The 25,389-nt window shown below is 62.8% G+C and carries 28 protein-coding genes and 1 pseudogene; 17 read left to right on the top strand and 12 right to left on the bottom strand.

Annotated elements, in window-relative coordinates:
- Positions 1 to 145: 145 nt before the first annotated feature.
- Entirely contained in the window at positions 146 to 1,369 is a 1,224-nt protein-coding gene (locus tag ACODNH_RS03845; RefSeq protein ID WP_306707635.1) for an iron-containing alcohol dehydrogenase family protein, read from the top strand.
- Positions 1,370 to 1,625: 256 nt separating this feature from the next.
- On the opposite strand, the gene ACODNH_RS03850 is transcribed toward ACODNH_RS03845, so the two are convergent.
- The 3 genes from ACODNH_RS03850 to ACODNH_RS03860 all read right to left on the bottom strand — a co-directional run bounded on the left by ACODNH_RS03850 (position 1,626) and on the right by ACODNH_RS03860 (position 3,759).
- Positions 1,626 to 2,795, bottom strand: a complete 1,170-nt coding sequence (locus ACODNH_RS03850) for an NAD(P)/FAD-dependent oxidoreductase (RefSeq protein ID WP_306707637.1) — start codon at positions 2,793 to 2,795, stop codon at positions 1,626 to 1,628.
- Positions 2,796 to 3,065: 270 nt separating this feature from the next.
- Complete coding sequence (locus ACODNH_RS03855) at positions 3,066 to 3,356, bottom strand: ThuA domain-containing protein (RefSeq protein ID WP_434531424.1); 291 nt, start codon at positions 3,354 to 3,356, stop codon at positions 3,066 to 3,068.
- Positions 3,250 to 3,759 (bottom strand): ThuA domain-containing protein, encoded by a 510-nt coding sequence (locus tag ACODNH_RS03860; protein WP_434530944.1) that lies wholly within the window; start codon positions 3,757 to 3,759, stop codon positions 3,250 to 3,252. The genes ACODNH_RS03855 and ACODNH_RS03860 overlap by 107 nt, the downstream gene beginning before the upstream one ends.
- Before the next feature lie 230 nt (positions 3,760 to 3,989).
- On the opposite strand from ACODNH_RS03860, the gene ACODNH_RS03865 reads away from it, so the two are divergent.
- Both ACODNH_RS03865 and ACODNH_RS03870 read left to right on the top strand, forming a co-directional pair.
- Positions 3,990 to 4,364, top strand: coding sequence for a winged helix-turn-helix transcriptional regulator (locus ACODNH_RS03865; RefSeq protein ID WP_434530945.1), 375 nt, complete (start codon positions 3,990 to 3,992; stop codon positions 4,362 to 4,364).
- 44 nt (positions 4,365 to 4,408) lie between these two features.
- Positions 4,409 to 4,819, top strand: a complete 411-nt coding sequence (locus ACODNH_RS03870; RefSeq protein ID WP_306707641.1) for a CoA-binding protein — start codon at positions 4,409 to 4,411, stop codon at positions 4,817 to 4,819.
- Positions 4,820 to 4,891: 72 nt separating this feature from the next.
- Here ACODNH_RS03870 and ACODNH_RS03875 read toward each other — a convergent pair whose 3' ends face one another.
- Positions 4,892 to 5,275, bottom strand: coding sequence for a thiol-disulfide oxidoreductase DCC family protein (locus ACODNH_RS03875; protein ID WP_306707643.1), 384 nt, complete (start codon positions 5,273 to 5,275; stop codon positions 4,892 to 4,894).
- Between the two features lie 109 nt (positions 5,276 to 5,384).
- Here ACODNH_RS03875 and ACODNH_RS03880 point away from each other — a divergent pair, with 109 nt between their 5' ends.
- Together ACODNH_RS03880 and ACODNH_RS03885 are read left to right on the top strand one after the other, a co-directional pair.
- A complete protein-coding gene (locus tag ACODNH_RS03880; protein ID WP_306707645.1) occupies positions 5,385 to 5,627 on the top strand; it encodes a BolA family protein in 243 nt (80 codons plus the stop codon).
- 65 nt (positions 5,628 to 5,692) lie between these two features.
- Complete coding sequence (locus ACODNH_RS03885) at positions 5,693 to 6,031, top strand: glutaredoxin family protein (RefSeq protein WP_306707647.1); 339 nt, start codon at positions 5,693 to 5,695, stop codon at positions 6,029 to 6,031.
- Positions 6,032 to 6,055: 24 nt separating this feature from the next.
- On the opposite strand, the gene ACODNH_RS03890 is transcribed toward ACODNH_RS03885, so the two are convergent.
- Positions 6,056 to 6,235 carry a DUF5786 family protein gene (locus ACODNH_RS03890; protein WP_004516241.1) on the bottom strand — a complete coding sequence of 60 codons (180 nt, stop codon included), beginning with the start codon at positions 6,233 to 6,235 and terminating at the stop codon, positions 6,056 to 6,058.
- A 174-nt stretch (positions 6,236 to 6,409) separates the two neighbouring features.
- On the opposite strand from ACODNH_RS03890, the gene ACODNH_RS03895 reads away from it, so the two are divergent.
- Positions 6,410 to 8,332 (top strand): beta-CASP ribonuclease aCPSF1, encoded by a 1,923-nt coding sequence (locus tag ACODNH_RS03895; protein WP_306707650.1) that lies wholly within the window; start codon positions 6,410 to 6,412, stop codon positions 8,330 to 8,332.
- 15 nt (positions 8,333 to 8,347) lie between these two features.
- Here ACODNH_RS03895 and ACODNH_RS03900 read toward each other — a convergent pair whose 3' ends face one another.
- Genes ACODNH_RS03900 through moaA form a run of 3 tightly spaced genes read right to left on the bottom strand, consistent with a single transcriptional unit; the run spans position 8,348 to position 11,637 of the window.
- A complete protein-coding gene (locus ACODNH_RS03900; protein ID WP_434530946.1) occupies positions 8,348 to 9,361 on the bottom strand; it encodes a DHH family phosphoesterase in 1,014 nt (337 codons plus the stop codon).
- Between the two features lie 56 nt (positions 9,362 to 9,417).
- The gene (locus ACODNH_RS03905; protein WP_434530947.1) at positions 9,418 to 10,503 is read right to left on the bottom strand and encodes a putative sulfate/molybdate transporter; all 1,086 of its coding nucleotides are present in this window, start codon (positions 10,501 to 10,503) and stop codon (positions 9,418 to 9,420) included.
- Positions 10,504 to 10,554: 51 nt separating this feature from the next.
- A complete protein-coding gene (gene moaA, locus ACODNH_RS03910; protein ID WP_434530948.1) occupies positions 10,555 to 11,637 on the bottom strand; it encodes a GTP 3',8-cyclase MoaA in 1,083 nt (360 codons plus the stop codon).
- A 109-nt stretch (positions 11,638 to 11,746) separates the two neighbouring features.
- Here moaA and yqeC point away from each other — a divergent pair, with 109 nt between their 5' ends.
- A complete protein-coding gene (gene yqeC, locus ACODNH_RS03915) occupies positions 11,747 to 12,466 on the top strand; it encodes a selenium cofactor biosynthesis protein YqeC (RefSeq protein WP_434530949.1) in 720 nt (239 codons plus the stop codon).
- Positions 12,467 to 12,493: 27 nt separating this feature from the next.
- Here yqeC and ACODNH_RS03920 read toward each other — a convergent pair whose 3' ends face one another.
- A complete protein-coding gene (locus ACODNH_RS03920; RefSeq protein ID WP_434530950.1) occupies positions 12,494 to 13,099 on the bottom strand; it encodes a molybdenum cofactor guanylyltransferase in 606 nt (201 codons plus the stop codon).
- A 78-nt stretch (positions 13,100 to 13,177) separates the two neighbouring features.
- On the opposite strand from ACODNH_RS03920, the gene ACODNH_RS03925 reads away from it, so the two are divergent.
- From ACODNH_RS03925 to ACODNH_RS03950, 6 genes and pseudogenes are all read left to right on the top strand, one after another.
- Positions 13,178 to 14,950: an aldehyde ferredoxin oxidoreductase family protein gene (locus tag ACODNH_RS03925; protein WP_434530951.1), complete on the top strand. Its 1,773-nt coding sequence runs from the start codon at positions 13,178 to 13,180 to the stop codon at positions 14,948 to 14,950.
- A pseudogene (locus ACODNH_RS03930) lies at positions 14,947 to 15,725 on the top strand (DUF7124 domain-containing protein). The gene ACODNH_RS03925 and the pseudogene ACODNH_RS03930 overlap by 4 nt, the downstream one beginning before the upstream one ends.
- Before the next feature lie 65 nt (positions 15,726 to 15,790).
- Entirely contained in the window at positions 15,791 to 15,964 is a 174-nt protein-coding gene (locus ACODNH_RS03935) for a hypothetical protein (RefSeq protein WP_434530952.1), read from the top strand.
- Positions 15,965 to 16,023: 59 nt separating this feature from the next.
- Complete coding sequence (locus ACODNH_RS03940) at positions 16,024 to 16,290, top strand: hypothetical protein (protein WP_306707670.1); 267 nt, start codon at positions 16,024 to 16,026, stop codon at positions 16,288 to 16,290.
- A gap of 136 nt (positions 16,291 to 16,426) precedes the next feature.
- Positions 16,427 to 16,771 carry a hypothetical protein gene (locus ACODNH_RS03945; RefSeq protein WP_306707672.1) on the top strand — a complete coding sequence of 115 codons (345 nt, stop codon included), beginning with the start codon at positions 16,427 to 16,429 and terminating at the stop codon, positions 16,769 to 16,771.
- A gap of 44 nt (positions 16,772 to 16,815) precedes the next feature.
- Positions 16,816 to 16,950 carry a hypothetical protein gene (locus tag ACODNH_RS03950; protein WP_434530953.1) on the top strand — a complete coding sequence of 45 codons (135 nt, stop codon included), beginning with the start codon at positions 16,816 to 16,818 and terminating at the stop codon, positions 16,948 to 16,950.
- A gap of 59 nt (positions 16,951 to 17,009) precedes the next feature.
- Here ACODNH_RS03950 and ACODNH_RS03955 read toward each other — a convergent pair whose 3' ends face one another.
- Positions 17,010 to 18,227, bottom strand: a complete 1,218-nt coding sequence (locus ACODNH_RS03955) for a DUF7405 family protein (protein WP_434530954.1) — start codon at positions 18,225 to 18,227, stop codon at positions 17,010 to 17,012.
- A 97-nt stretch (positions 18,228 to 18,324) separates the two neighbouring features.
- Here ACODNH_RS03955 and ACODNH_RS03960 point away from each other — a divergent pair, with 97 nt between their 5' ends.
- From ACODNH_RS03960 to ACODNH_RS03970, 3 genes are read left to right on the top strand one after another with little or no spacing between them, the layout of a single operon-like run.
- Positions 18,325 to 18,474: a hypothetical protein gene (locus ACODNH_RS03960; protein ID WP_306707678.1), complete on the top strand. Its 150-nt coding sequence runs from the start codon at positions 18,325 to 18,327 to the stop codon at positions 18,472 to 18,474.
- Entirely contained in the window at positions 18,474 to 18,749 is a 276-nt protein-coding gene (locus ACODNH_RS03965) for a hypothetical protein (RefSeq protein ID WP_306707679.1), read from the top strand. Before ACODNH_RS03960 ends, ACODNH_RS03965 begins: the two co-directional genes overlap by 1 nt.
- Before the next feature lie 10 nt (positions 18,750 to 18,759).
- Complete coding sequence (locus ACODNH_RS03970; RefSeq protein ID WP_434530955.1) at positions 18,760 to 18,975, top strand: hypothetical protein; 216 nt, start codon at positions 18,760 to 18,762, stop codon at positions 18,973 to 18,975.
- A gap of 8 nt (positions 18,976 to 18,983) precedes the next feature.
- Here ACODNH_RS03970 and ACODNH_RS03975 read toward each other — a convergent pair whose 3' ends face one another.
- Both ACODNH_RS03975 and ACODNH_RS03980 read right to left on the bottom strand, forming a co-directional pair.
- A complete protein-coding gene (locus ACODNH_RS03975; RefSeq protein ID WP_306707683.1) occupies positions 18,984 to 19,610 on the bottom strand; it encodes a TorD/DmsD family molecular chaperone in 627 nt (208 codons plus the stop codon).
- Positions 19,607 to 21,742 carry a 4Fe-4S dicluster domain-containing protein gene (locus ACODNH_RS03980; RefSeq protein ID WP_434530956.1) on the bottom strand — a complete coding sequence of 712 codons (2,136 nt, stop codon included), beginning with the start codon at positions 21,740 to 21,742 and terminating at the stop codon, positions 19,607 to 19,609. The genes ACODNH_RS03975 and ACODNH_RS03980 overlap by 4 nt, the downstream gene beginning before the upstream one ends.
- 233 nt (positions 21,743 to 21,975) lie before the next feature.
- Here ACODNH_RS03980 and ACODNH_RS03985 point away from each other — a divergent pair, with 233 nt between their 5' ends.
- A complete protein-coding gene (locus ACODNH_RS03985) occupies positions 21,976 to 25,377 on the top strand; it encodes a formate dehydrogenase subunit alpha (protein ID WP_306707687.1) in 3,402 nt (1,133 codons plus the stop codon).
- The last annotated feature ends 12 nt before the right edge of the window (positions 25,378 to 25,389 follow it).

Raw genomic sequence — 25,389 nt, forward strand, 5'->3', positions numbered from 1 at the left:
ACTTCCGTCAAGAATACGCTACCGTCCTGCAATGGACTGCCACGTGCCCGCGCTTGCAGGTGACACCGAAAGCGCAAGTCGTGGCGATTGGCGGCTCTGGCAACCTGAAGGGCTAAAGACGAGCAAGGCTGAATAGGTCACAGCGATGGCTGACACACCGGTTGCCAACGACCCTGAGGCCCCGTTTCGGTTCGAGTACGACCCCGCGACGCTCCGATACGCCCCTGACGCCGTGCGGTCGCTGGGTGCGGAATTGGACGAGCAGGGCTACGACCGCGCGCTGGTCGTCTGTGGCACTACCGTCGGTGAGACGCCGGCCGTGATGGACCCTGTTCGGGACGGACTCGGTGACCGACTTGCCGGTATCTTCGCCGAAACAACGCCAGCCAAGCGGCTCGGCACTGCTTACGACGGGCTCGAACGTTTCCGCGAGGCTGACGCCGATTGCCTCGTGGCCGTTGGCGGCGGGAGCAGCCTCGACGTGGCAAAGATCATCAGCGTCCTCGCGGCGACTGACCGCGACTCGGCCGCTGTCGGCCAGGCGTTTGTCGACTCCGGAACGATAGCTGTCCCCGAAGCAGAGCTGCCGCCAATTATCGCCGTCCCAACAACGCTGGCCGGCGCTGACCTCTCTATTGTCGCCGGGGTCACGGCCGCACCTGACACCTGCACTGTGAACGAGCCTGTCAGTGGTGGTGTTGGCGATCCGAAGCTGATGCCTGCTGCCGCCTGTTACGACCCCGAACTGATTGCGACGACGCCGCGGTCGGTCCTCGCAGCGTCGGCGATGAACGGCTTCGACAAAGGCACCGAGACGCTGTACGCGGCCAACGCAACCCCGATAACTGACGCCACAGCGTCGCGCGGCCTCGGTCTTCTCACAGAAGGCCTGCTCGCGTTCGGTAACGATGACGACGACCCGTGGGTGTATCAGTCGATCACGCAGGGAATCATGCTCGTCCAGTACGGCATCTCACGGGCCGACGGGACGACACTCTCGCTGATCCACGCCCTTGGCCACGGACTAACCCGGACATACGAGGTCCAGCAGGGCGCGGCCCACGGAGTCATTGCTCCGCACGCGCTCTCGTACCTCTTCGAGCAGGTCGACGGTCGGCGGTCGCTCCTGGCTGACGCACTCGGCGTCGGTGATACTGACGACCCCGGTGCTGCAGTCGTTGACCGAGTCAGTGAGGTGGTGACGACGCTCGGACTGCCGACACAACTCCGGGACGTAGCCGGCCCCGACCGGGAGGAATTTCCCGAAGTCGCCGACGCCGTCCTTGAAGACGACTTCATGGCGAACGTCCCGCCGGGGCTGGAGCCAACCAGAGGGGATATTGTCGGTGTGTTAGAGTCTGCTTGGTAGCGACCTGCAGAGGGCAGCATATGCCAGTGGCTATGGAGAGAGCGGCAGACACAGCATACCGCGCGAGCAGAGCGAGCGCGGTTTCACTTCTCGCGACCAGCGGGAGCGAGAAGGTCGTTCTTAGCGTAGATTTTTGCGAGCCGAGCGGGACCCATGGTCCCGCTGGCCGTGCGAACGGGCCATCCGGCCCGTGAGAAGAGAGCCCTCCCGCAGCGCCGGCGGCGCGAGGAAGGGCGACGAGGTAAAAAGGTCCTTTCTACATGTCAGGCCAGGCCTTGGCGGCCCGACCGACGCCAGTAACATCGTTGATCCAGCGGGCGGCGATAGCCTTTTTCAGCAGTTTCGCGGGCATCCCGCCGAAGGTTTCGATCGGCATGTTCACCACGTCGTGGGCGACGGCCTTCTCGCCAACCGAAACGACCGTACCCTTGTCCTTGTGGGTCCACGTCTTCAGCGGCTGGCCGCGCACGGCGCGAGCGAGGTTCTCGCCCGCGACTTCGGCGGCTTGCCAGGCGGCCTGAGCGGTCGGCGGAGCGGGCTGGTCGCCCGGCTGGTCGATCAGTGCCGAGTCGCCGATCGCGAAGACGTGTTCGTCCTCGGTCTGGAAGTTCCCTTCCGCGTGGACGCGGTGGTTGCGCTCGTCCTTGTCCAGATCGACCTCTTGCATGCAATCGCGCCCGGTGATGCCGCCCGTCCAGACCAGCACGTCGTAGTCCAGTTCGTCCTCGTCGCCGATATAGACTGTCTCCTCGTCGACTTCGCCGATGAACTCCCCGCATTTGATGTTCACGTCGGCGGCTTCCAGACGCTTGCGAAGGGCGCCCTGGAGTTCCGGGTCGCTGTTTGGCAGGACCTGGTCGAGACCTTCGACAAGGTGAATATCGATTGGCGCGTTGTGTTCGTCACGGAATTCGGCAACCTCGCCGGCGGTCTGGATGCCGGAGAGACCGGCGCCACCGATGACGATCTGCGCCGGGTCGTTTGTGGAGGCTTCACGAGCGGCTTGCTGGATCTTGTCGTGGATTTTGAGGGCGTCGTCGAGGCTCTTGAGCGTCAGCGCGTGCTCTTCGAGGCCGTTGATGCCGAAGAAGGCCGTCTGGGAGCCCAGCCCAACGAGCAGGTAGTCGTACTCGACAGCATCGGAGTCGGCGAGGTCCACTTCCTGGGTGTCGGTGTCGATACCAACGACCTCGTCCTGAATGAATGCGGTCGAGGGCTGTTTGATTTCGTGGACGGGGATGGCGATATTCTCCTGCACGCTCGGGTCCCGGATGCAACGGTGGGACTCGTGTAGGACCAGATGATAGTCCGTCTCAGAAATCCACGTAACATCAACGTCCATCTGACCGTCTAGCTCGTCCTCGAAACTCTTTATTGCCCCCGCGCCGGCATACCCCGAACCGAGCACGACCACGTTCTCTGTCATAGGGCACTCTCCGAAGTCATTAGATACAAACCCTTTGGAATCGGTCTACGGCTCCGCTGTTGTCCTCGCATACTGACTCACGGTCGTGACTCAGGCTCCTAAGTTTGCAGTCGCCTTCGCTCACCCTGACAGGCGAAAACAGTTCCTACTGTTCCTGAAAACCCCTCCTAATCGTCTATGCACTGATTCAGGCCGTCGCTTCCAGTAGGTCAATTGAACAGGGGACAGGGCAGCCGGGGCCAATATGCACTACGACGGTTGTACTGCTCGTCAGGGCTGTCCGGCGCAGGGGCGGCCGGGCTCATTTGGTGCGGCCCACGTAACGGCGTTGTGCAAGAGCTTCTGGACGACTGGCTGGTGGTACACTGGGAACGTCTCGTGGCCGGGTTGGAAGTAGAATATCCGTCCTGCATCACGGTAGTAACAACACCCGCTGGGAAACACTGTGCCGTCGTCACACCAACTTACAGTCACCAGGGTGTCCGGTATCGGCAGATCGAACCCCTTTCCGTAGATCTCGGCACGTTCGAGTTCGAACTCCTCGGGCAGTCCGTCGGTAATGGGATGGCTCGTTTCGACGAACCAGACGGACTCGCGCTCGCCCTCTTCGCGCCAGCGCAGGGTGCCAGTCCCCCATGAGCACCTCGAACGGCTTCGACTCGTGACTTGAGTGGAGCGGGATAAATCCCATCCCGTCACGGACGGCCTGCTCGATGCGGTTTGCAGTCGCATCGCTGACAAGGTCATGCGCGACATCGCCCCACCACAGTAACACATCCGTTTCGGCGAGTACCTCTTCGGTTAGTCCGTGGGCTGGCTCATCGAGAGTCGCTGTCTGAGCGGTGTGGCCGTACGAAGCAAGCGCCTCAGCCAGCGTCGTGTGGATCCCGTTGGGGTACATTGCCTTGGCCGGGCCTGTCGCCCGTTCGTGATGGTTTTCGTTCCACACGGTGACTGCAACCATACAAGAATGCACTGAATAACCGGAGAAAAATATGCCTACTCGCTCCTAGCGTAACCGCGCCACAGGAAATAGTGGTGAGGGACACACCTTGGCGCGGAGACCGATAGTTCTGGGCAGGTGTCAGTGTGCGATATCGGACTGAGTTTCTCGTTGTGGGTTCCAAAAGATGGATTCCGGCTACCCGCACAGGGGTAGTTATTAGCCGACAGCGACCGAAATCCCGACAAGATATGAGCGATTCACCGGAGAAGCTCTCCGTCTGGTGTGCCGGCGAGGACTGGTGTCCTATAACCACGACGGCGTCGCTTATCGGGAAGAAGTGGCACCCCGTTATCATCCACCGATTGCTTGATAACGGCCCCTCAGGGTTTAATGAACTCAAAGAGAACGTCGATGGAATTTCGTCCAAAGTGCTCTCTGACAGCCTCGAAGACCTGCAGGAGAAGGGGCTCGTCGACCGCGAAGTAATCAACGAACAGCCGTTTCGCGTCAGTTACTCGCTCACCGAACACGGGGAGTCACTGGAGTCCGTGATCACCGAAATGGCAGCGTGGGGCGAGACCTACCTGCAGGAACCGACAGAGGCCGACGAGCCCGCAGAGTAGGTAGCAGGCAATCCCTTTTGTTGCTGCCCGACAAACCTTCGTGTATGCCTGTTACTTCGGACGCCGAACTCCGAGAGATCCTCGAACGTGACCGTGTCGCCGTCGTTGGGTGCTCAACCAGCCCCGGCAAGGATGCACACGAGATTCCGAAGTACCTCAGCAAGCAGGGGTACGAAGTGATTCCGGTCAACCCCTTCGCGGACGAGATATTCGGGCAGAAGGCCTACGACTCACTGGCAGAGATCCCCGGCGAAATAGACATCGTTGACGTGTTCAGGCCGAGCGACGAGGTCAGCGACATCGTCGACGCGGCTCTGGAACGCGACGACGACGCCGTTATCTGGCTTCAGCTTGGAATCCACGACGACGAAGCCGTCGAACGCGCCGAGGCGGCCGGCCGTCAGGTCGTTCAGGATCGCTGTATGAAACCGACCCACCAGCAACTGATGGGGTGAGTCGACGGAGGGCTGTCGCGGACTACGCTGCTCGATGTGAGAACGGTGTCCGCCGGTCCGCTATATGTGGCGTCAGTCCGGATTATTTCTGCGCGCTGGTGGCGTCTTCGACATGACCTTCCCCCACTTCGAACGGTTATCCGCGACCTGTCGATAGGCCCGCTCACGGAACCGTTCGTAGTCCTCGAACTGCCGGAGGAACGAGACCAGCGGCCGCGCAGGCTTCCCAAGCTCGGTGTATGTAAGTGCGGTTTCGATGGACTCTCCGCAGGAATACACGTCTTCCTCGGTCACCAGATGCGAACAGGACTCGTAGTCGTCTGGGAGTCGCTCCAGCAGGTCGTCGCCGAGCTCAGAGAAGCCGACGATTTCGAGATCGGACCGTTCGTCGATGAAGTCCGCCCACCACGTACAGAAGCCGCAGTCGTCGTCGTAGACGAGCGTTGCGTCGCTCATATTCGATCTACGCACCCGAGGCACAAACACCTGTGGTTCAGCCGGCAGAGATTGACAGCCGGTGGCCGCGACGCCAACTGTTTTGCCCGCCGCTCTCTTCAGAGCGCGTATGGACGAAGATGCGGTCGCCGAACTAATCGAGGAAACGCTTCCGGAAGCACAGGCGATGGTCACCACACCACGGGACCCCGACGACGACAAACACTACGCCGTACGCGTGGTTTCGCCAGCGTTCGAAGGAGAATCGCTGGTTGACCAGCACCAGCTCGTCCACGACGCGCTGGGGGACCATCTCACCCGCGACATTCACGCTATCGAGCTGACAACGCTGACGCCCGAGGAAGCCGAGTAGTCAAGTCCCGGCGGCGTGGCTCACCCCGTCGGTACGTCTTTATTCCCGACCCCATTAGTGATGGTATGGCATTCGAGCCCGAAGAACTCTCACCAGAAGAGGTCACGGACCAGGTAGACAGCGTCATCGAGGACAACGAGGTCGTGCTGTTCATGAAAGGTAACGAGCTGATGCCACAGTGTGGCTACTCGAAGAAGGCCCTCGCACTGCTGCAACAGCACCGCGACGACATCGAGACAGTGGACGTGCTCAAGGCCACCGATGCCTATCGAGAGGCGCTAGAGAGCCACAGTGACCGTGAGACGATTCCACAGACGTTCGTCGACGGGGAGTTCATCGGTGGCAGTGACATCCTCGAACAGCTCGACGAGCGCGGCGAACTTGCACAAAAAGTCGGCCAGTAAGCTCGGCCGGAAGTGGCGGCGTGGTTACTCCTCGTCTTCGTCTTTCATGTCGCCGAGTTTGTCGACGAGGTCGCTCGTGGTCGCCTCTGTCTCGAAGGAAACCGACCCGTCGTGGTCGTTCTCGTGGACCGCAACACCCTCGCTGTCGTCCGCGTCTACGTCGTTGTCCTTCTGTTCGGATTCATCGTAGCTACCAAAGCCCATACAAATACAACTCGCAGTCGCACACTAAAATTCGCCGGTTCTCGCCGAGACACGACTCTACAGTGACATAGCGAGACAAGCAAAGGTTCTTTACCATGCTTGCACTCCCGCTAGATAACGGCAGTCGAGAGCCGTGGTTTTACCGACGGCTATCGGGCCTCCATCTCCAAACTTATGAGTTCCGCAGACGAGACACTTGATAGAATCAAAGCACAGGTCGAAGAAGAGACACCGGACGACATCGAAATCGAATCCGTCGCGTTCGAGGGACCGGAATTGGTTATTTACACGCCGGACGCGCAGACGGTCGCCAACCGCGACGGCATCGTCAGAAACCTCGCACAGACGCTGCGTAAACGAATCAACGTTCGCCCCACGCAGGAAGCCCTCGTCCCGCCAAACGAAGCCCGGTCTCGAATCACGCAGACGATTCCAGAGGACGCCGGTGTCCAGAATCTGGATTTCGATCGGCAGACCGGTGAGGTGTTTATCGAGGCGGAAAAGCCCGGTCGCGTCATTGGCCGTCACGGGGCGACGCTGGACGAGATCTCCGCCTCTGTCGGGTGGACGCCCGAAGTCGTCCGGACGCCACCGATGGAGTCTTCGACTGTCTCGAACGTCCGGAACTACCTCAAGCAGGAACGCGAAGAACGGCGGGACATCCTCCAGCGCGTCGGTCGCCAAATCAACCGTCCCACCACGAGCGACGAAGACTGGGTTCGGCTTACCACGCTCGGCTGCTGTCGCGAGGTCGGGCGCGCCGCGTTCATCCTCTCGACGCCGGAGTCCCGCATTCTCATCGACTGTGGCGACAAGCCGGGCGCCGAGGGCGAGGTCCCGTACCTCCAAGCGCCCGAGGCGCTCGCCGCGGGGCCGAATTCCCTCGATGCCGTTGTCCTAACACACGCACACCTCGACCACTCCGCGCTCATTCCTATCCTGTTCAAGTACGGCTACGACGGGCCGATTTACACGACCGCGCCGACGCGAGACCTGATGGGCCTGCTCCAACTGGACTACCTCGACGTGGCCTCTAAGGAGGGCCGCACCCCGCCCTACGAGAGCCAGCAGGTCCGAGACGCGCTGAAACACACGATTCCGCTGGAGTTCGGCAATGTCACCGACATCGCGCCGGACATCAAGCTCACGATGCACAACGCCGGCCACATTCTGGGCTCGGCGGTGTGTCACTTCCATATCGGTGAGGGGCGGTACAACGTCGCCTTCTCCGGAGATATCCACTACAAGGACACCCGTCTGCTCGATGGCGCTGTCAACGACTTCCCGCGGGTCGAGACGCTCGTGCTGGAGTCGACCTACGGCGGCAAAAACGACTACCAGACTGACCAGTCTGACTCCGAGCGGGTTCTCAGGGACGTCATCAACGAGACCTACGAGAACGACGGCAAGGTGCTGATTCCGGCGTTCGCCGTGGGGCGGTCCCAGGAACTCATGCTCGTCCTCGAAGAAGCGATGCGAAAGGGCGACATTCCGACGATGCCGGTGTACCTCGATGGGATGATTCGGGAGGCGACAGCCATCCACACCGCGTATCCGGAGTACCTCCGGGACGACCTCCGCCAGCGCATTCTCTACGAGGACGAGAACCCATTCCTCGCCGAGCAGTTCGAACAGGTCGACGGCGGCGACGAGATGCGACAGGACATCGCCGACGACGAACCGGCAATCGTCCTGACCACCTCCGGGATGGTCACCGGCGGCCCCGTGATGTCCTGGCTCCGGCTGCTGGGTAGCGAGCCGGACAACACGATGGCCTTCGTCGGCTACCAGGCAGAAGGAACTCTTGGCCGCCAGATCCAGCGTGGCCAGGACGAGATTACCCTCGGCGACACGAGCGGGCCACGCGCCGAGCGGGTGAGCCTCAGGCTCAACGTTGAGACGGTCGATGGCTTCTCCGGCCACGCCGACCGACAGGGGCTTGAGTCGTTCGTCGAGACGATGCACCCGCGACCGGAGAAGATCCTCTGTGTCCACGGCGACGCGTCCACGACGAACCAGCTCTCCTCTGCGCTGTACCAGAAGTTCAACATGCGGACCCACAACCCGAAGAACCTCGAAACGTTCCGGCTGTCCTGAACGACGGACGGCGGTTCAGTCCTCTTCTGAGAGATTCAATCCGGCAAACAGCCGCGCCGAAATCACTTGCTCGACGATATCGACAAGCACGGTGTCGTCGCTCGTGTAATCGGCAAAGATGCCAAGCGGTACTTCGCCGCCGGCCATCTCGCGGTGTCCCCCTGCGCTCCCCACATCGCCCAAGGACTTATCGAGAACGTCACCGATGTTGACCCGGGAGTCCGTCGAGCGGGCGCTGAGCTGGATCGTGTCCTCGACGATGCCGAAGACAATGGCCGTCTCGACGCCTTCGAGCGTCGCCAGATAGTCAGCCGACTGCGGCAGGGCGTCCCGCTCGGGCGTCCGACCGACGTGTGAGATCAGCACCGACCCGCGGACCGTCCGGTTTCCGATTGCGTCCGCGATAGCGTCGACGGTCGCGCCGCTGATAGACGGCGATGAGAGCTGTCGCAACAGGTCAGAATCGGCAGTGTCCGTCAGAAAGCCGGCCGCCCCGTACTCGTCCGGCGTCACGCCGCGCAGGAATCCGAGCGTCTCCCGCCGGATGGCAAACAGTAACGCCGTCGCCAGGCGGTCATCAAGTTCGATGTCGAGGTCCCGGAGGTACTCGGTCAGTATCGTCGCCGTCGCGCCGATCTCAACACGGTGGTCAACGAACCTGGCCGCGATGTCCTCGGCGGGGTGATGGTCGACAACGATATCAACCGAGACATCGTCTGGGACCCGGTTGTTCGCTCCTGGAATCGAGTGGTCGACGAAGGCGAGTAGTTCCGAAGGGTCCCGGTCCATCACGTCGGCTGTATCGAACTCCTGAATGTCCATCTCCAGCAGATTGACGAACGATCGGTTCTGCTGGTGTGATATCTCGCCGCTATAGAGGATGCGTCGTTCGTCGATGCCGACGGCAGCCGCGATGCGACCGAGCGCGAGCGCGCTGGCCAGACAGTCGGGGTCGGGGTTGTTGTGACAGACAATCGTGAGTGACTCTGCCTCTCCGAGCAGGTTCTCTAGTTCCGTTGCGGGACGCATTTATCGGTCGACACTTCGGGCTCCTGCTACAAGCGTGTGGGGGCCCAGCCACTGAGTCACAGTCGGGCACGCAATTGCTGGACGAGCACGCCGAGAACGAGCGCGAGACCGAGGTTGATGAGCACGCCGACGACACCGATTGCCGTAACGACTGCCAAGTCATCCGTTCTGGAAACTCCGGTCCAGCCCAGCTGGAGCGCGATCAGTACCAGAATGACCCCAAGTAGCGCCGTTGGATAGGCCGATATGACGCCAACGGCGAGGAACGCAGTCAGCACGTAGCCCGCACCGAGTATCAGATTCGCGCCGGGCGTTCTGGCCCCGAAGGCGTACTTCCCGGCAACGCCGCCGCTCCCGTGACACATCGGGAACGCACCGAAAGGGACCGCGACCAGATTCATCAACCCCATACTGTTCGAAAGCTGGTCCGCGGAGACGTCCCGGTCGAAATAATCGGCGAGCAGAACCGACGTGGCGAGGGCGGCGTTGCCGACCGTGACCGCTATCTGTGCGAGGACGGCTTCGCCCGTCTGTGCCGACAGTGTCATGCTTGGGAGCATGAACATGGCGTCAACCGCTGGAACGGCCGGCGTCGGAATCCCGGTCTCCGCGAGGGCGATGGCGGCTCCGAGGACAAAGACGACGAAGGCGCTCTGCCCGCTGTGGCCCAGGAGCGCGAGAACGGCAACAATGCCAACGGCGACAGCCACGAGTATCGGGTCGTTGAGTCCGAGACCGATGCCGGTTTCCAGCAGGACCAGCGCGACCCCGAGTTGCACCCCCCGAACGACCGTATCGTCAACGTATTCATTGACCGTTTTGAGCGACCGCGTCGTTCCGAGCGCGAGCAGAACGACAGCAATCAAAAGCCCTGCGACAACAAGTTCGCCAGTGGAGATGGTCCCGGCGATGACCAGCGCGGCGAAGGCTTTCATCGGCTCTACCGATATCGGAACGCCGTAGTACAGCCCCCAGACGACCTGAAAAACGCCGAACCAGACGAGCATGACCGGGAGCGAGAGCTCCGTCAGCACGGCGACGGCGACAACAACTGGGAGTACCGTCGCCGAGTCCCCGATTGCGCCGGTCAGTTCATTCCACGAGAGCGTTATTGTCGTTTGCTCGCGGAACGTGAAACTCATCCTGCGCGGTTTTCACGACGGAATAGTAAGAGCGTTTGCCCGCGGCGGCCGCTACTCCGAGTACTCGTAGGGCGCACGGTCCCCGTCGGTGTCGATGTACTCCTCGTTTATCTCCCACTCGCCGTCCTCGGTTTCGACCATGTACTCGCCGTAGTAGGGGACGCGGGTGTCGACCGTCTCGCGGAACGCGGCGCGCATCGACTCCTTGGTCGTGCCGATGTCACGCAGGTCATCGTTGCGGTTCAGACAGCCCTTGAGGTAGCCGTCGTGGGTGAGCCGCACGCGATGACAGTTCGCACAGAAGTTCTCGTTGCCGACGGGGTCGACGATTTCGACCATCCCGCTGTTGCGGTTGTTGACCGGTTCCGTCCGTATCCCACCGTCAGACGCGGCCAGCGATGTGGTGGGGCCACTGCCTTCGACCGCCGCGTCGCTGCTGTGTATCCAGTAGCGCCTGCGGTCGTGCATCTCGCGATGTTCGACCTTGTCGGCGCGGTCCTCGAGCCAGTCGTGGACGCGGTCGATGTCGATGGCCCACTCCGGGTGGCCGGCAAGTTCCGGCATGTACTCGATGAGTTGGAGCTGGAGCCCGGGGTTCTCGGCAACGTGATCGACCATCTTCGGGACGTACCCCGCGGTCGGCTCGAAGACGACCATGTTGAGCTTCACGGGTTCGAGACCGGCGTCCAGCGCCGCTTCGACGCCTTCGAGGACGCGGTCGTAGGCCCCGCTCTGGGTCAGTTCGGCGAAGGCCTCACTATCGAGGGCGTCCTGCGAGACGTTGACCCGCTCGAGACCTGCGTCGACGAGGTCCGGGGCGCGGCCGGGGAGGAAGGTGCCGTTGGTCGTCATCGACACCTCCATCTCGTCGGGGGCGCGCCGGACGATTTCCTCTAGGTCCTCCCGGAGCATTGGCTCACCACCGGTGAACTTCACCGAGTCGACGCCGAACTCGGCAGCGACTTCGAGGAAGGCCACGATGGTATCGGCCGTGAGTTCGTCGTCCTGTGCCTCCATCGGGCCCCGCGTGTCACCCAGCCCCTCGTTGTGGCAGTAGACGCAGTCGAAGTTACACCGGTCGGTGAGGGAGACGCGGACACCGGAGACCTCGCGACCGAAGTCGTCTTCGAGCATATCCTTGCTAACTGTTCACAGCACAGCCTCTTAAATGACGTGACTGATCCGGTTCTGTCATCGGGCACACTGGGGTAACGGTTAATCAGACGACCGCCGTGCACTGCGTATGGACATCGTCGATGCGCTGGACGCGCGACACGGGACCATCTGCTTTGTTGGCGCTGGGGGCAAGAAAACGACGATGGCAACGCTCGCAGCGCGACTAGAACACGCCGTCGTCACCGCAACGGTCCGGATTCCCATTTTCGACGGCTGGGTCGAGGAGGTCGTCGTGACGGAAGCCCCACGGACAGCCATCGACGCGGCGTCTGCGTGGCCGCTGGGCGTCGTGCCGGCCCAGGAGCGCCCGGACCGCTACCGCGGCTACGACCCGGCGACCGTCGCCGACTTGGTTGACACCGAGCACCCGATTCTGGTGAAAGCCGACGGTGCGCGGATGCGGGAATTCAAAGCGCCAAGCGACCGCGAGCCACAGCTACCTTCGACGGCATCGACAGTCGTACCGATCGCCAGCGCGCACGTCGTCGGCGAACCTTTGACCGACGACATCGTCCACCGGGTCGACGAAGTTACCGCGATTACCGGGCTCGCTCGTGGTGACGAGATTCGACCGCAGGACGTCGCCGCGGTCCTCGCCCACGAGCAGGGTGGGCTGAAAGACGTGCCAGCAAACGCGACCGCGGTTCCGCTGCTCAACATGGTCGATGACGCGGGACTCGAAACGAGCGCGCGGGCCATTGCCGAGGCCATTCACAACCGAACCGACGTGCCTCGTGTCGTCCTCGCTGAGATGCGGAGCGACGACCCGCTGGTAGCAGTCGTCTGAGACCGAGCCGACACCGGCCCCGCTCGTTCAAAACCGTTCGGCCGCGGCATCGAACTCCTCGCGGGTGTTGAGGTTGTTGAACGTCTCCAGTGAGGTGCGTTCGAGCACATCTTCGCGTTCGATGACGACGTAATCGAGGTCGAACAACGGTTCGACGATTTTGTGCTCACCGCGCTCCAGTGCTCGCTGACAGGCGTCGTACATCGCGTCGGCGTGGTACACCGCCTGTGTCGTCTGAAACCATTCGTCCGGACGCGGAACTGCGGCCTCGTGGGACGCCGCCTGCTCGAACAGGTAGTCGACGAACGTCGGGTCGACAAAGGGCATATCGCAGGCCACCACGGCGGCATACTCGCTGTCGACGGCTCCCAATCCGGTCGCGATGCCAGCCATCGGTCCCTGGTCGGGGTCCTCATCGATCGCGAACATCGGGTCGAGCGTGTAGTCCGACAGCGCCGTGTCGATGGCCTCGACCTGGTCCTCGCGGCAGTTCACAACGAGTTCGTCGACGGCTCCGCCGAGGCGGTCGGCGACGCGTCGGACCATCGGCGTCCCAGCGAGGTCGGCGACGGCCTTGTCGCTGTCGCCGAACCGCGTCGACCGGCCGCCAGCGACGATGACACCTGCGCGCATACCCCGACTTCTCGGGTCTGGCAGAAAGGTGCTTGGTGCTGTGGGTAATCCTTTAGTCGACAGACCGAAGAGTGAGGTATGATGACAGTAGCCAACCGGGACCGAATGCTCCACGTCGACCTGTCGTCGGCGTCGGTCGAGAGCTGTCCGGTTCCGGCGGCCTGGCGTCGCCAGTTTATCGGCGGCAAGGGGCTCGGCGCTCGGTACCTGTACGATGAACTCGACGCCGGTACCGACCCGCTAGGCCCCGAGAACGTCCTGTTGTTCATGCTCGGGCCGGTCTCCGGGCTGCTCCCCGGCGAGACGCGCTACGCGGCGGTCACAAAGTCGCCCCTGACAGGTGGCTTCCTCGACTCATACGCGGGCGGGACGTTCCCGGATACACTGGCCGGCGCGCTGCAGGACCACACTGGGATTCTTGTCACCGGGCGTGCCTCGGAGCCGGTCAAACTCGTTGTTTCGGACGACGACGCGACGGTCGAACCTGCCGAGACGTGGGGGCAGGATACGGCCGAAACCGACGCAGCGTTCCCCGAGGCTGCAGTGGCGTGTATTGGCCCGGCGGGCGAGCAGGGTGTCGCGTTCGCGACGATCGCTTCCGACGCCGGCGAACACCACGCGGGGCGGGGTGGTGCTGGAACGGTGATGGGTGCAAAACGGCTGAAGGCCGTCGTCGTCCGGGGTGAGCCGCCGACGGACCTCGCGGAGCTACGAGAGCAGTACGCAAAGCGGTACCGCGAGGGCGACACCGGCCAGTGGCTGCACGCCAGCGGGACCGTCGAAACGGTCGATTTCGCCAATGCGATCGGTGCGCTCTCGACCCGCGGCTGGGAAGACGGCCAGTTCGAGGGGGCCGACAGCGTCGGGATAGAGGCCGTACAGGAACTTGCTGCGGGCCGGGAGTACGACGATGCGGACAGTCCCGGCGGCTTCCGCGTCCAGACGGAAGATGGCGAGACCGTGCCCCGTGGGGCAACAGCGATGAGCCTCGGTGCCGGGCTCGGCATCGACGACTTCGACGCCGTGGCAGCGCTGGGCGAGACGTGCAACCGACTGGGGCTCGACCTCATCAGCGCCGGGAGCGCCGTCGCGTGGGCGATCAAAGCCGGCGACGCCGGCCTGCTTGCGGAATCGCTCGATTACGGGAGTCCCGACGACGCGCGGGCGCTCCTCGAAGAGATCGTTGCTCGGGAAACGACACTCGGCAACGCCCTGGCCGACGGCGTCGACGCAGCTTCGGCCCGCCTGGGCGGGGACGACCTCCTGCCGACGGTCAAGGCCATGGAACTGCCCGCGTACGACCCCCGCGGCGCACGGAGTATGGCGCTGGCGTACGCGACCAGTGACCGCGGAGCCTGTCACCGGCGGGCGCTCCCCATCGAGCAGGAAGGGTTCGACGGTGATTGGAGCCCCCAGCGGGCGGCCACGGCCGTCATCCGCGAACAGGACCAGCGCTCGGTGCTATGGTGTCTGGTCGTGGACGACTTCGTCGGCGACGCCTTCGACGACCTCGGCGCGGAATGGCTCGACGCCGTCGGACTGGACACGGATGGCGACCTCGCGACAGTTGGCGAGCGGGTCTGGACGCTGACGCGGCTGTTCAACGTCCGCGAGGGCGTTTCCCGAGCCGACGACGAACTGCCGGCGAAACTGCAGGAACCGCTCGATTCGGGCCCGAACGCGGGCGCGGCAATCGACACCGAATCCTTCGATGCGATGCTCGACGAGTACTACAGTCAACGGGGCTGGGACGCCGACGGCAGGCCAACCCCTGAGACAATCGAGCGACTCGGTCTCGTGGACGCCGTCGACCAGTCAACAATATCAGCGGACACGACACTCGGAGAATGACAGACGAAATCGACCTCGACGAACTCGACGTACAGGACGAGGAAGAGACGCCGAATCGGGGCGACTGGTTCTGGAGCGACGAGGGCGACCCCAAGGATGAACCGGACCCCGGGACTATGTCGGTGCGGCCCGACAGCGACGCCGAGACTGGGAGTCTCGACGCGGCTGCACGTACGAGTCCCGACGCGGACACTGATATCGAGGGGAACGACGGCGATGCCGCCAGCGCGGACCCTGGGGCCAGGCGGTTCCCCACGTCCCGCGGGAGAACAAGGACAAGCCGGTCGGTATTCCGACAGACAGCGGCGGCGCGGGTGGCGCAGCCGCGACCGACACTGACCCGGCCTCGAACGTCGCCGAGGACCCCGCCGCTGGTGAGGAGTCTGTTGAGGCGAGCGGCCCGCACGGCGGCGGCATCGACGACATGACGATGGCCGTGACCTACGACGCGGCCCGGCAGTTCGCCGACCCGAAACTGGTGTTCCGTGAGGCGAGGGGATGGGCTGACTGGGTCGGTATCATCGGCGACGTGGATGCATTCGTTATCAACAAGTTCCAGCGCGACCACGGCATCGACGCCGATTTCTTCAGCGGCGCTGGCCAAGAACCGGCCGAACGGCTCGCCGATATCGACGAACACTCGATGTTCTATGCCGAGCGGATGGTCCTCGTCGGCCGCCCGGACGACGAACCGATCGCCAACCGGACAGGGTGGGAGTTCATTCCGCTCACCGACGCCGCCGAGAAGGCGGAGTGGGACCTCGCGACGGAGTGAGTGCTACAGAGCGTTAGGTGCCCCTATCGTCAATAATTATGTGCCCTGTCAGAGCAACAGCTGTCATGAACGAATCCGCCCGAGCGCGACTGATCGGCGGTGCGATGGTTCTCGTCGGTCTCGCTCAGGCGTTCATCGGGACCAGACAGGGCGATACGATCTTTGCTGGTCTCGGCGGAGCATACGCCCTCATCGGAGTCGCATACCTCTATGCCCACGGTCGCGGGCCTTCACGATGACCGATGACCAACGCCGTATGTTTATAGTGCTTGCTGGTCATTGTCATACACGATCAACAATGACACTTCGAACCGCGATCCAACAGTCGAAGATACTCACATTCGTGGTACTGGGTGCCTTCGTCTGGCTGTTACTGACACTGTTCGAAGTCGCGTCGACCATCGACTTCGCGACCGGCACAGCGACGTTTGTCGGCCAGAACGCGCTGGGCGGCATCGCTGGGGTGTTGGTGTTGACCACCGTGCTCGGAGCGCTCGTGGTCCTGTACTCCGAGATGACCGAGTCGGACCCGGCCCCACAGTCGTGGCCGCCATCCGAAGAATGACCTACTACAGTTGCGAGGAATGCGGCCAGATGATAGATCTCTCGGCGTTCGAGGGGAAGCCGCGCCGACAGGAGTGTCCAGTGTGTGAGGAAACGACGCTGTGGACGCCAGAGTTCGAGGGCGAGGGGGTGTCGTTTTGACGCTTACCTTCGAGGTGAGTGACCGGCTGTATGAGGCCGCCCAAGAGTGGGCCGACCGGCGATTAGAGGATATTGACGAGGCGATGGAGACCAAAGTCGAGCAGGCGTTGCTGGAGATCGAGCACCTCGTCTCACAGTCCCACGACGTGGAATTCAATGTCGACGGTCGCGAGATACGGTACGAACCAACCGAGGAACTGGCTACGTTACTCCGTCAACAGGCCGAAGAGAGCGGAGTCGACGAGAGCGCGGTCCTGAAAATGCACGTCGACCTCTACGCCAACGCGTTCCTTGACGAAGTGACGGACGAGCAGAAACCACCGGGAACGCCGTCTGAGTGACGGCATCAAAACTTAAGCCCGGCCACTGCGACAGATGATATATAATGTCACACGAGAAAAGCGAGTGGAAACCTAAGGGTGCGACAGAGACGTTCAACAACTTCGAGGTCTGGGACCACGGCGTCTGGCCAGGTGACGTGAACCAGAACGACACGACAACGGACGACGACGAGGAGTGAACGCTATCGGCGTCAGGTCTTGTACTATTTTCGTGGCCCCACTCTCACGTGAGCAACAGCTATGGGGCCGGGAAGGCCCGTTTGTCACGCGGCGGGACGTAGAAGTTCGAGCGTGACGCAACCTCGATAAATTCCAGCAGGCCGTTGTTCTGCCGGTCCCGGAGTTCCTCGTGTTCTTCGCGGAGCCACCAGCCGTTCATCGCGTCCCGGACTTCCTCAAAGTCACGCGGGCGTTCCTGTAATGAGAGGAAGTGAATCCCGGCCTGGCCGCCGTCAATCGTATTGAAGTCGCGCCGGAGGAGAACCGGCTCCCCGTCCTTACGGGCGCGGGCCACCTTCTCGAAGTGGCCGACCGCTCCCTCGCTGCTCGCGTGTTCACGGACCATGTCGGAGAAGGGGAGGTCACCTCTGTCGATGTCCTCCGGGAAAAACTCCGCCGAGAACAGCCGCTTGACGCGGTCAGACTGGGCGAGTTCCCACCAGTTGTCGAAGGCCTCGTTGATTCGTGAGAGGTGTATCGTCGTCCCGCCGGCGTAGGGGTCGTCGTCGATGGTGATGCGGTCCTCGCTGGCCTGCGTGCCGGACCGACCGGCGAAAAAGCCCGAGAACATATACGATTCCGCGGGAATATCGGCGGGGACGCCTTCCGCGTCGGCGTGGGCGGCCGGGAGTCCCCCGCCGATGAAACCGCCGCGGCGGTCTGCCACGGAGAACACGTCGCCAAGTCGGCCCTGAATTTCCGCGTCCGCAAGCGTCGGCCGCGTGTCGAACATCGCCGACTCAGCGGCGGCGAGATTCGACGGAACGTCGCTCGCCAGAACGAGCATTGCGTCGAAAGCCTGTAGATCGGGATCGTCTGTCCGGGAAAGAACCCGCGGGCTGCGTATCGGGGACGAATCAAGCGACCCGTAGGTGTCGAAGTAGCTCGTCCCCCATCCGAGCATATGCAGGAGCCCTGCGCTGTTGAACTCATAGGCGTCTTCCAGTGTTCGCATCGCCAGTTCGACGGTCTCCGCGGCCGCGTCAGATGGTTCGTCGTCGAGGTCGAGCATGAACAGTCGGAAATGACGTGGCAACAGGTCGTTGCCAGCGGCATCGCTTCGAAGGCGCTCGTTCCAGGCGTGTTGCCGTATCGGGAGTTCGTTGGCCCGCGGGTTCGGGTCGAGGTCACCCGTCGGCGACTCCGCTTGCCTGGCTAGCAGGGATGAACAGCCGCTGAGACCGGCCGCTCCGGTGAGTGTGGAGAGCCGGAGCAGTAGCCCGCGGCGCGAAGGCATGGTATGTTATTACAAGGGTAGGGGTACGCAGAGAAAAACTTTGTCGCAGAAGAACAGGTCATAACGGTTTTTTACTTGTCAGTCCGTACCACGACCCATGTTAAATATACTCATGCATGCGGAATCGGGGCTGGACCTCCCGTTTCCACCCGACATGGGCGCGGCGGTCCTCGGTGTCGGGCTGGTTGTTCTCGCCGTCATCACGTACGATGTCTATCAGCAGCACTGGACCGGAAAGGGTACCTGATGGCCACCGAGCAATCGAACTCCCGGCTGACCGCCGTGTCACTTCTCGGTTATCTCCGAATTCTGGTTTACACCCTCGCTACGCTGCTGGCACTCTCACTGCTGGTCGTCGGTACAATCGGCCTCATCGCCGAACTCAAGGGGAGCTGGCACTGGCAGATTCACCTCAAATCGACTATCAGCTACATCGGGCTGTTCGTCAGCCGTCTGCTAGTCGTCCTCGTTCCGCTGTTCGTGGTCCTCGTCGTCGGTCGACGGGTGGTCCCCGATGCGTGAGCGACTGCATGTGAACCCATTCGGTGTCATCGCGGCGGCCTCGGCCACGCTCCTCTGCGTGCTGGTCGCGGGCGCGGGCGCCGTCGCGGTCATCGCACGGTCGGTCAACTCCTGGCGGTCGCTCTTTCTCATGGAACAGGCGATGGCATTCCTGCTGCCTGCTGTAAAGGTTCTGATCATTGTCGGGCTCATCGCAAGCGTCGGGCTCGTGCTCCGAATCCGGTAGCCGCCCCGCTACCCGATCTGGGCGACGATTTCGTCCTCGAAGCGGACGAGCCCTTCACAGATGAGCGCCGCTGCGAGGAACAGTCCGTCATCGGCCTCGTCGCGCATCTCGTCAGCGAATTCGACAACCCACTCGCTGAGGTGTTGCTCAATGAACACTCGTTCGTAGCCGACCGTCTCCTCGTCGCCCTCGCGCTGGCGTTCAATGAGATACCGCAGGAATGCCAGCTCGACGGCGACGAAGTCGTCCTCTTCGGGGTAGTCCTCGGGCGGTGCCCACCCCGCCGCAGCGTAGCTGGCATCAACCTCGGCGAGTCCTTCGCCGATGAACTCCGTGTCCTCGCGGTAGTTCGTCTCGTGGGGCAACACCGGCGGCCGCGGGCCGACGAGCAGGTCCGTGTACTCCCGTTCGAGGTCGTCCTGCACCGCCGAAACCGACCGGTCGGCGTTCTCGTCGATCCACGTCGCAAGCATCTCGAAGCCCTCGTCGAGCTGGTCGTTGATCGAATCTTCCGGCAGTTGCACCTCGCCGCTCACTAGCCGCTCGACGAACGCTTCCTCGGGCACGTCCCAGAACACGTCGATGACGAAATCCACCAGTTCGAGGCGGGCCTCGTAGACGGCTGCGTCGTTCATCGCTTCTCCCCATGATCGAACAGCAGACGACTCCGGCAGTCGCTACAGTACTCGAAGACGGAGTGGTCGGCGTCGGGAGCCAGCCCCTCGACCTGGTCGCCGACCTCCTCCTCGATTTTGTCGGCGGAGGCGACACTGGTGAACGGTTTCCCACAGCGGACACATTCCAGCATATCGCCCTCGTGGACGGTTATCCAGGCCTCGCCGCCCCTGTTCTCGGGGAGCAGGGAGAGGTCCAGCCCGTCGTGCATCGTAATCGCCGTCTCTGGACAGCCCTCCTCACAGAGACCGCAGTTGACGCAATCTGCGTGGTTGAACGCCAGCTCGCCCTCGCCGGTCCGCTGGATGGCATCGGTCGGACAGAGGTTCGTACAGGTTGGTGTCAGCGTACACGCGTCGTTGACGTCCATGACCCCGAAGTCTTTCAGCCCGCGAATCACCTCGCGTTCGGGTTCGACGTGTTCGAGGATGGTCCGAACGCTCTCTAGGGTCCAGCCATGGCTGTCGAAATCGGGGTTGGGGCGAGGGTCCTCACGGTCCGTGTCGCTTCGGCCGGTCGCCTCGTAGCCGCCGGCCGGCATCGGCGTCTCGTCAAGCCCGAACTCGACAAACCCGGACAGCGACTCGACGAAGGCCTCGGGGTTGCCGGCCTCGGGCGCAAAGAAGCCGACCCGGTCACCGAGCCCAAGGTCGGTCGTCGCCTGATTGAGCCGGTCGACCAGCTCTTGCTTGGGGTCCGGGCCGGAGTGCAGACACGAGCCGCCACAGCCGACGATGGCGACGCCGTCCGCGCCGGCCGCGAGCGCGTGCATGACGTGTGCTTCGCCAACCGTGTCCGTGCAATTGACGGAAACGGGGAGGATGGGCGGGTAGTCGAGGTCGCCCGAGCGCACCGCCTTGCGACCGTGCGCTCGAAGGCGTTCCATCGCGTACTCCGAACAGACGAACGCGATGACCTGAGTGTCGATACCTGCGCTGTCGCCCCGCGAGAGCAAGCTCTCGTCGGAATCGTCTTGCAGTAGTGCCTCGACTTCGCGCGCGAGCCGTCGGTTCGAGGGCTCACGGAGCTGTGTTGCACCCGTTGGGCAGGCACTCGTACAAGCTCCGCAGTTCTCGCAGGCGGTCTCGTCGAACTCGACTGAATCGATAGTCGGCCGGTCGACCGCGCCGTGTGGGCAGGCGTCGACGCAGGCCGTACACCCTTCTTGGCTGGACGCACCTGCCGCGCAGACATCCATATCGAGGTCGAGGAACTGCGGTTTCTCGATGCCGCCCAGCTGTGATTCGACTGCGGCGATGGTGCCGGCGTCGACCGGCCCGGTGTAAAAGCCCAATCGACCGCCGCGGGCGTCGTCGCGGCCGCCGGGGTAGATGACCTGGTCGACTTCAACGGTGCGGGTAACGCCGTTCAGGTCGATAGCGTCGGTCGGACAGATGTTCGTCCACTCGCCGTCGGGCGCGTCCGGATGGATGTCGACAGGGAACTCCGTCACCATCCCGTCTGGCCCCTCGCGCACACAGTCCATGCAGTCGATGCAGTCATCGGTGACGCGGGCTTCCAGTGTGAGTTCGTACTCGCCGTAGGAGCCATCGATGTCAACGACGCGCCCGCGCTCCATCGTCACGTCGCCGAGCCCTTCCACGTCGGCGAAGTCCCGCCCGTCCGCGATGAACGTCACGTCGGCGTCGTCAGTCAGCGACCGCGCCGCGCCGGGGTCGCCCACGACAGCGACGCGGTTCCCGGCGTCTTTCGACACCGTTCGTGACGGTGCTTCCTCGCGGAGGCCGGCCTGTTTTGCGTTGATTAGGCGGGCCGTCTTGTCAGTGGCCGATGCCTCGTCATGGACCCAGGCGCTGGTTTCCCGATGGTCGACAAACACCGACGCCTCGGGATGGAGGTCGTGCTCGTCGGCAAGCCCGCGGATGCGGTCCTGACATGACGGTTCTGGCGTTGTCGCGATGACCTGATCGAGATCGTACTCCTCGATGACCTGTGACATCCCGGCTAAGCCGTCCTGGCAGAGTAGTTCGGAACTGGCCACGACATCGACGTCATCGACACCGTCCCGTGCCGCTTCGAGGTCGATGTCACACGATCCCCCACAGGAACACACGAAGGCGCCTGTATTCATTAATCATGCAAAATCCTGTCGCAGTAATAGACCTTGCGGAGTGTTCACACATCTGTTCATGAATTCAACCCCAAATATTTGGACGGCCGGAAAATTACAGGGATTATGACACCTAACTATGTCACATTTTATCATGGATGACATCGAATTTGTGCCACGTCTAGACAGACAATGACAAACCAGATTACGTGGCAAACACGGACAGCACCGGTAATGGGTGGGCACCATTCACGATGAGTACACAACAGGAACCGGTCTCACTGGATCTCGACCGGCGCTCGTTCATGAAGGCGAGCGCCCTCGCGGGCGGGGTCGCCCTCGGCGTCAGCGGCGCTGGTCGGGCACTTCAGGAGGACGGCGAGGAAACGGACGGGACAGACACGGACACGGAACTGACCAAGACGATCTGCAACTACTGCTCGGTGGGCTGTGGCTTCCGTGGTGAGCGGGAGGGGAATTCCTTCGTCGGCATGGAACCATGGCATGAACACCCGATAAACGCCGGATCACTCTGCTCGAAAGGGGCCGGCATCTACGAGACCGAACACTCCGAGAAGCGTCTCAAACACCCGATGATACAGGAGGACGGGGAGTGGCGCAAGCTCGGTTGGAACGAAGCGTACGACCGGCTGGCGACAGACATCCGGGCGCTGTGGCCCGACGACGACACTTCGCCGGACGAGGCTGTCGACGTCGACGCGGAGCACAGCCGCGAGAGTGTGATGTTGCTCGGCAGCGCCCATCACTCCAACGAGGAGGCCTACGCCAGCAGGAAGCTGGCGGCGTTCATGGGCACGAACAACATCGACCACCAGGCGCGGATCTGTCACTCCACGACAGTCACGGGGCTGGCAAACACCTGGGGCTATGGCGCGATGACCAACACCGTTCAGGACTACCGGAACTTCGACCTGAACATCATCATCGGCCAGAACCCGGCTGAGGCACACCCCATCGCGATGCAGCACATCCTCGAAGGGCAGAAACGCGGCGGGACCATCCTCAATCTGGACCCACGATTCACGAAGACGTCGGCTCACGCCGACGAGTTCATGCGGTTCCGTCCGGGCACCGATGTGGCCCTGATGATGGGGATCATCAAAGAACTCCGTGACAAGCACGGGCTCGCGATGGACCCCGACGCGGACGAAAGCGGCCAAAATATGCTCACTGACCGCGTGCAGGGCTGGGAAGACGTCGACGCGGAACTCGACCAGTACGACAAGGGAACCGTCGAGGAAATCACGTGGGTGTCCGCCGAGGACATCGAGCGCATCGCTGACATGATTGACGAGGCCCGACCACACGTCCAGATCGAGTGGGCGATGGGCGGGACCCAGCACAACAACGGGACCCAGAACATCCGCTCGTACGCGATGGCGAGTCTCGCCTCCGGAAGTGCGGCCAGGAGCGGCGGCGGCCTGCAGGTCATGCGTGGACACGCGAACGTCCAAGGGGCGACCGACCTCGCGGTCGCCAGCCATATCCTGCCGGGATATTACGGTCTGTCGGCGGGGGGCTGGTCGTGGTGGGCTGAAATCTGGGACCGAACCCCCGAGACCAGCGGCGACACGTCGTTTGCGGACATGTACAACCGGTTCGAGCTGATGCCGCCGGACAAGTACGTCCGACAGAGTCCGACGTATGAAGGGAGTGAGGACGCGGACTCGCTGCCGCCGAACGCCGACCACGGGCCGAACAACCCGGCAGAGAACTCGATGATGTTCCAGAACGGGCTGACTGTGGCCCGCTGGTTCGAGTCTGCCCTCGACAAGGAAGACCGGTATCAGGAAACGCCGATCTACCAGCCCGACCAGACGAAGATCGCGGTCTTCTGGGGGCACTCAGCGAACTCCATCAGCGAGATGGAGCAGATGAAAGAGGGCATGGAGAACCTCGATCTGCTGGTCGTCGTTGACGTGTTCCCTTCGGTTGCGAGCGTGCTGCCGGATTACGAGGACGGCCCGCCGGTGCTGCTGTTACCGGCGTCCAGCCAGTACGAGCATTACCGCTCGCTGACCAACACGAACCGGTCGGTCCAGTGGTCCGAACCGGTCCGCTCGCCGGCGCACAACTCCAAGCCCGACCTCCAGATCATGCAGGAACTGGCTGGCTATCTGGGCTTTGGCGAGCACTTCGACTGGGGCGCGGGCTCGGAGCTCTACAACGGCAAATCCACATACGAGGGCGTCATCCGCGAGTTCAACCTCGGAACCAACACCATCGGCTACCGACAGACGCCCGAACGGCTCCAGCAACACCTAGAGTACGACTACGCGTTCTCCAACGAGGACCTCAAGGGAGCCGAAGGAACGCCTGTCGCCGGCGAGTACTGGATGCTCCCCTGGCCCTGTTGGGGCGAGGACCATCCGGGCACCCCGATCATCTGGAACGACGACCTGGACCCCAACAACGGGGGCCAGGACTTCCGGACTCGCTGGGGCGTCTCGGCACCGACCCCGGAAGACTGGGACGCGATGCCGACAGACGACGATTACCCGATGCAGCAGACGCTCAATGCAGTCGGCGACCGATACGAGAGTCAGGAGGACGCGCTTGATCTGACTCGTGCGCCGTACAACCCCCAATGGGCCGACGACGCCGACACGGCTGCGGACGGCATGATCCACGGCATTCCGGAGTACCCGGGCTGGAAGGTGACGCCACCACAGAGCCTCGTCGACCCGACTCAGGAGGTACAGCCGGACGAACTCACCATCCCACAGCAGTACGCGCTCGACAATCAGGAGTCGGTGTACACCGCCGCGCAGGCGTTGAACAACCCTGACACCGGAAGCCCGGTGTTCGACGAGTACCTCGAAACAATGATCGGGGAAGGCGTTGAGCCCGAGTTCTACGAGCAGTATGACTTCAAACAGCCCGACGCGCCAACCGGACGCGGCCGGGCACGGGCCGTCGTCTGGAGCTTCCTCGACAAGGTGCCGGTGCACCGCGAACCCATCGAGGGGCCGGACACGGAACTGCTGAACGAGTGGCCGGCGAACGGCCAGCAGCGGAACTTCTACCGGCTTGACCAGAACAACCTCGAAGAGCAGGAACGGGCCACGGACATCATCCACAATCAGGACGATGGGCCAGATCTGGACACGATCATGACCAGCGGGCGGCAGGTCGAACATCAGGGCGGCGGTGCGGAGACGCGGAACAACATCCACACCGCCGACCTTCAGCCGCACATGTACGCCGAGGTCCATCCGGACATGGCGGAGGACCTGGGCATTGACGGCGGCGACCTGATCGTCATCGCCTCGACGGACCGCGGGTCCGTCTTGGTGAAGGCGCGGGTGACGAACCGACCGAACCCACAGGAAGTGTTCCTGCCGTACCACTGGGGTGGCGTGTTCAAAGGCCAGAGCTTAGAGGACAAGTACCCCGACGGGCACGTGCCCTACGCGATCGGAGATTCCGCGAACGCGATCACGTCACGTGGATACGATGTCGAGACACAGATGCAGGAGACGAAGGTGTCGATGGTCGGCGTCTACCCGGCGACTGAGCAAGTAATCAACGAATTCAACATGGATGTCGACCTCGACCTCACGTTCCCGCAAGACGAGAACGACGTCGGGACGCAGAAGGACTTCGACGTCCGTGACAACTCGACGGTGCAATGAGGTGAGCTGAGT

Source organism: Haloarcula sp. NS06 (assembly GCF_051122755.1).
Taxonomy (GTDB): domain Archaea; phylum Halobacteriota; class Halobacteria; order Halobacteriales; family Haloarculaceae; genus Haloarcula.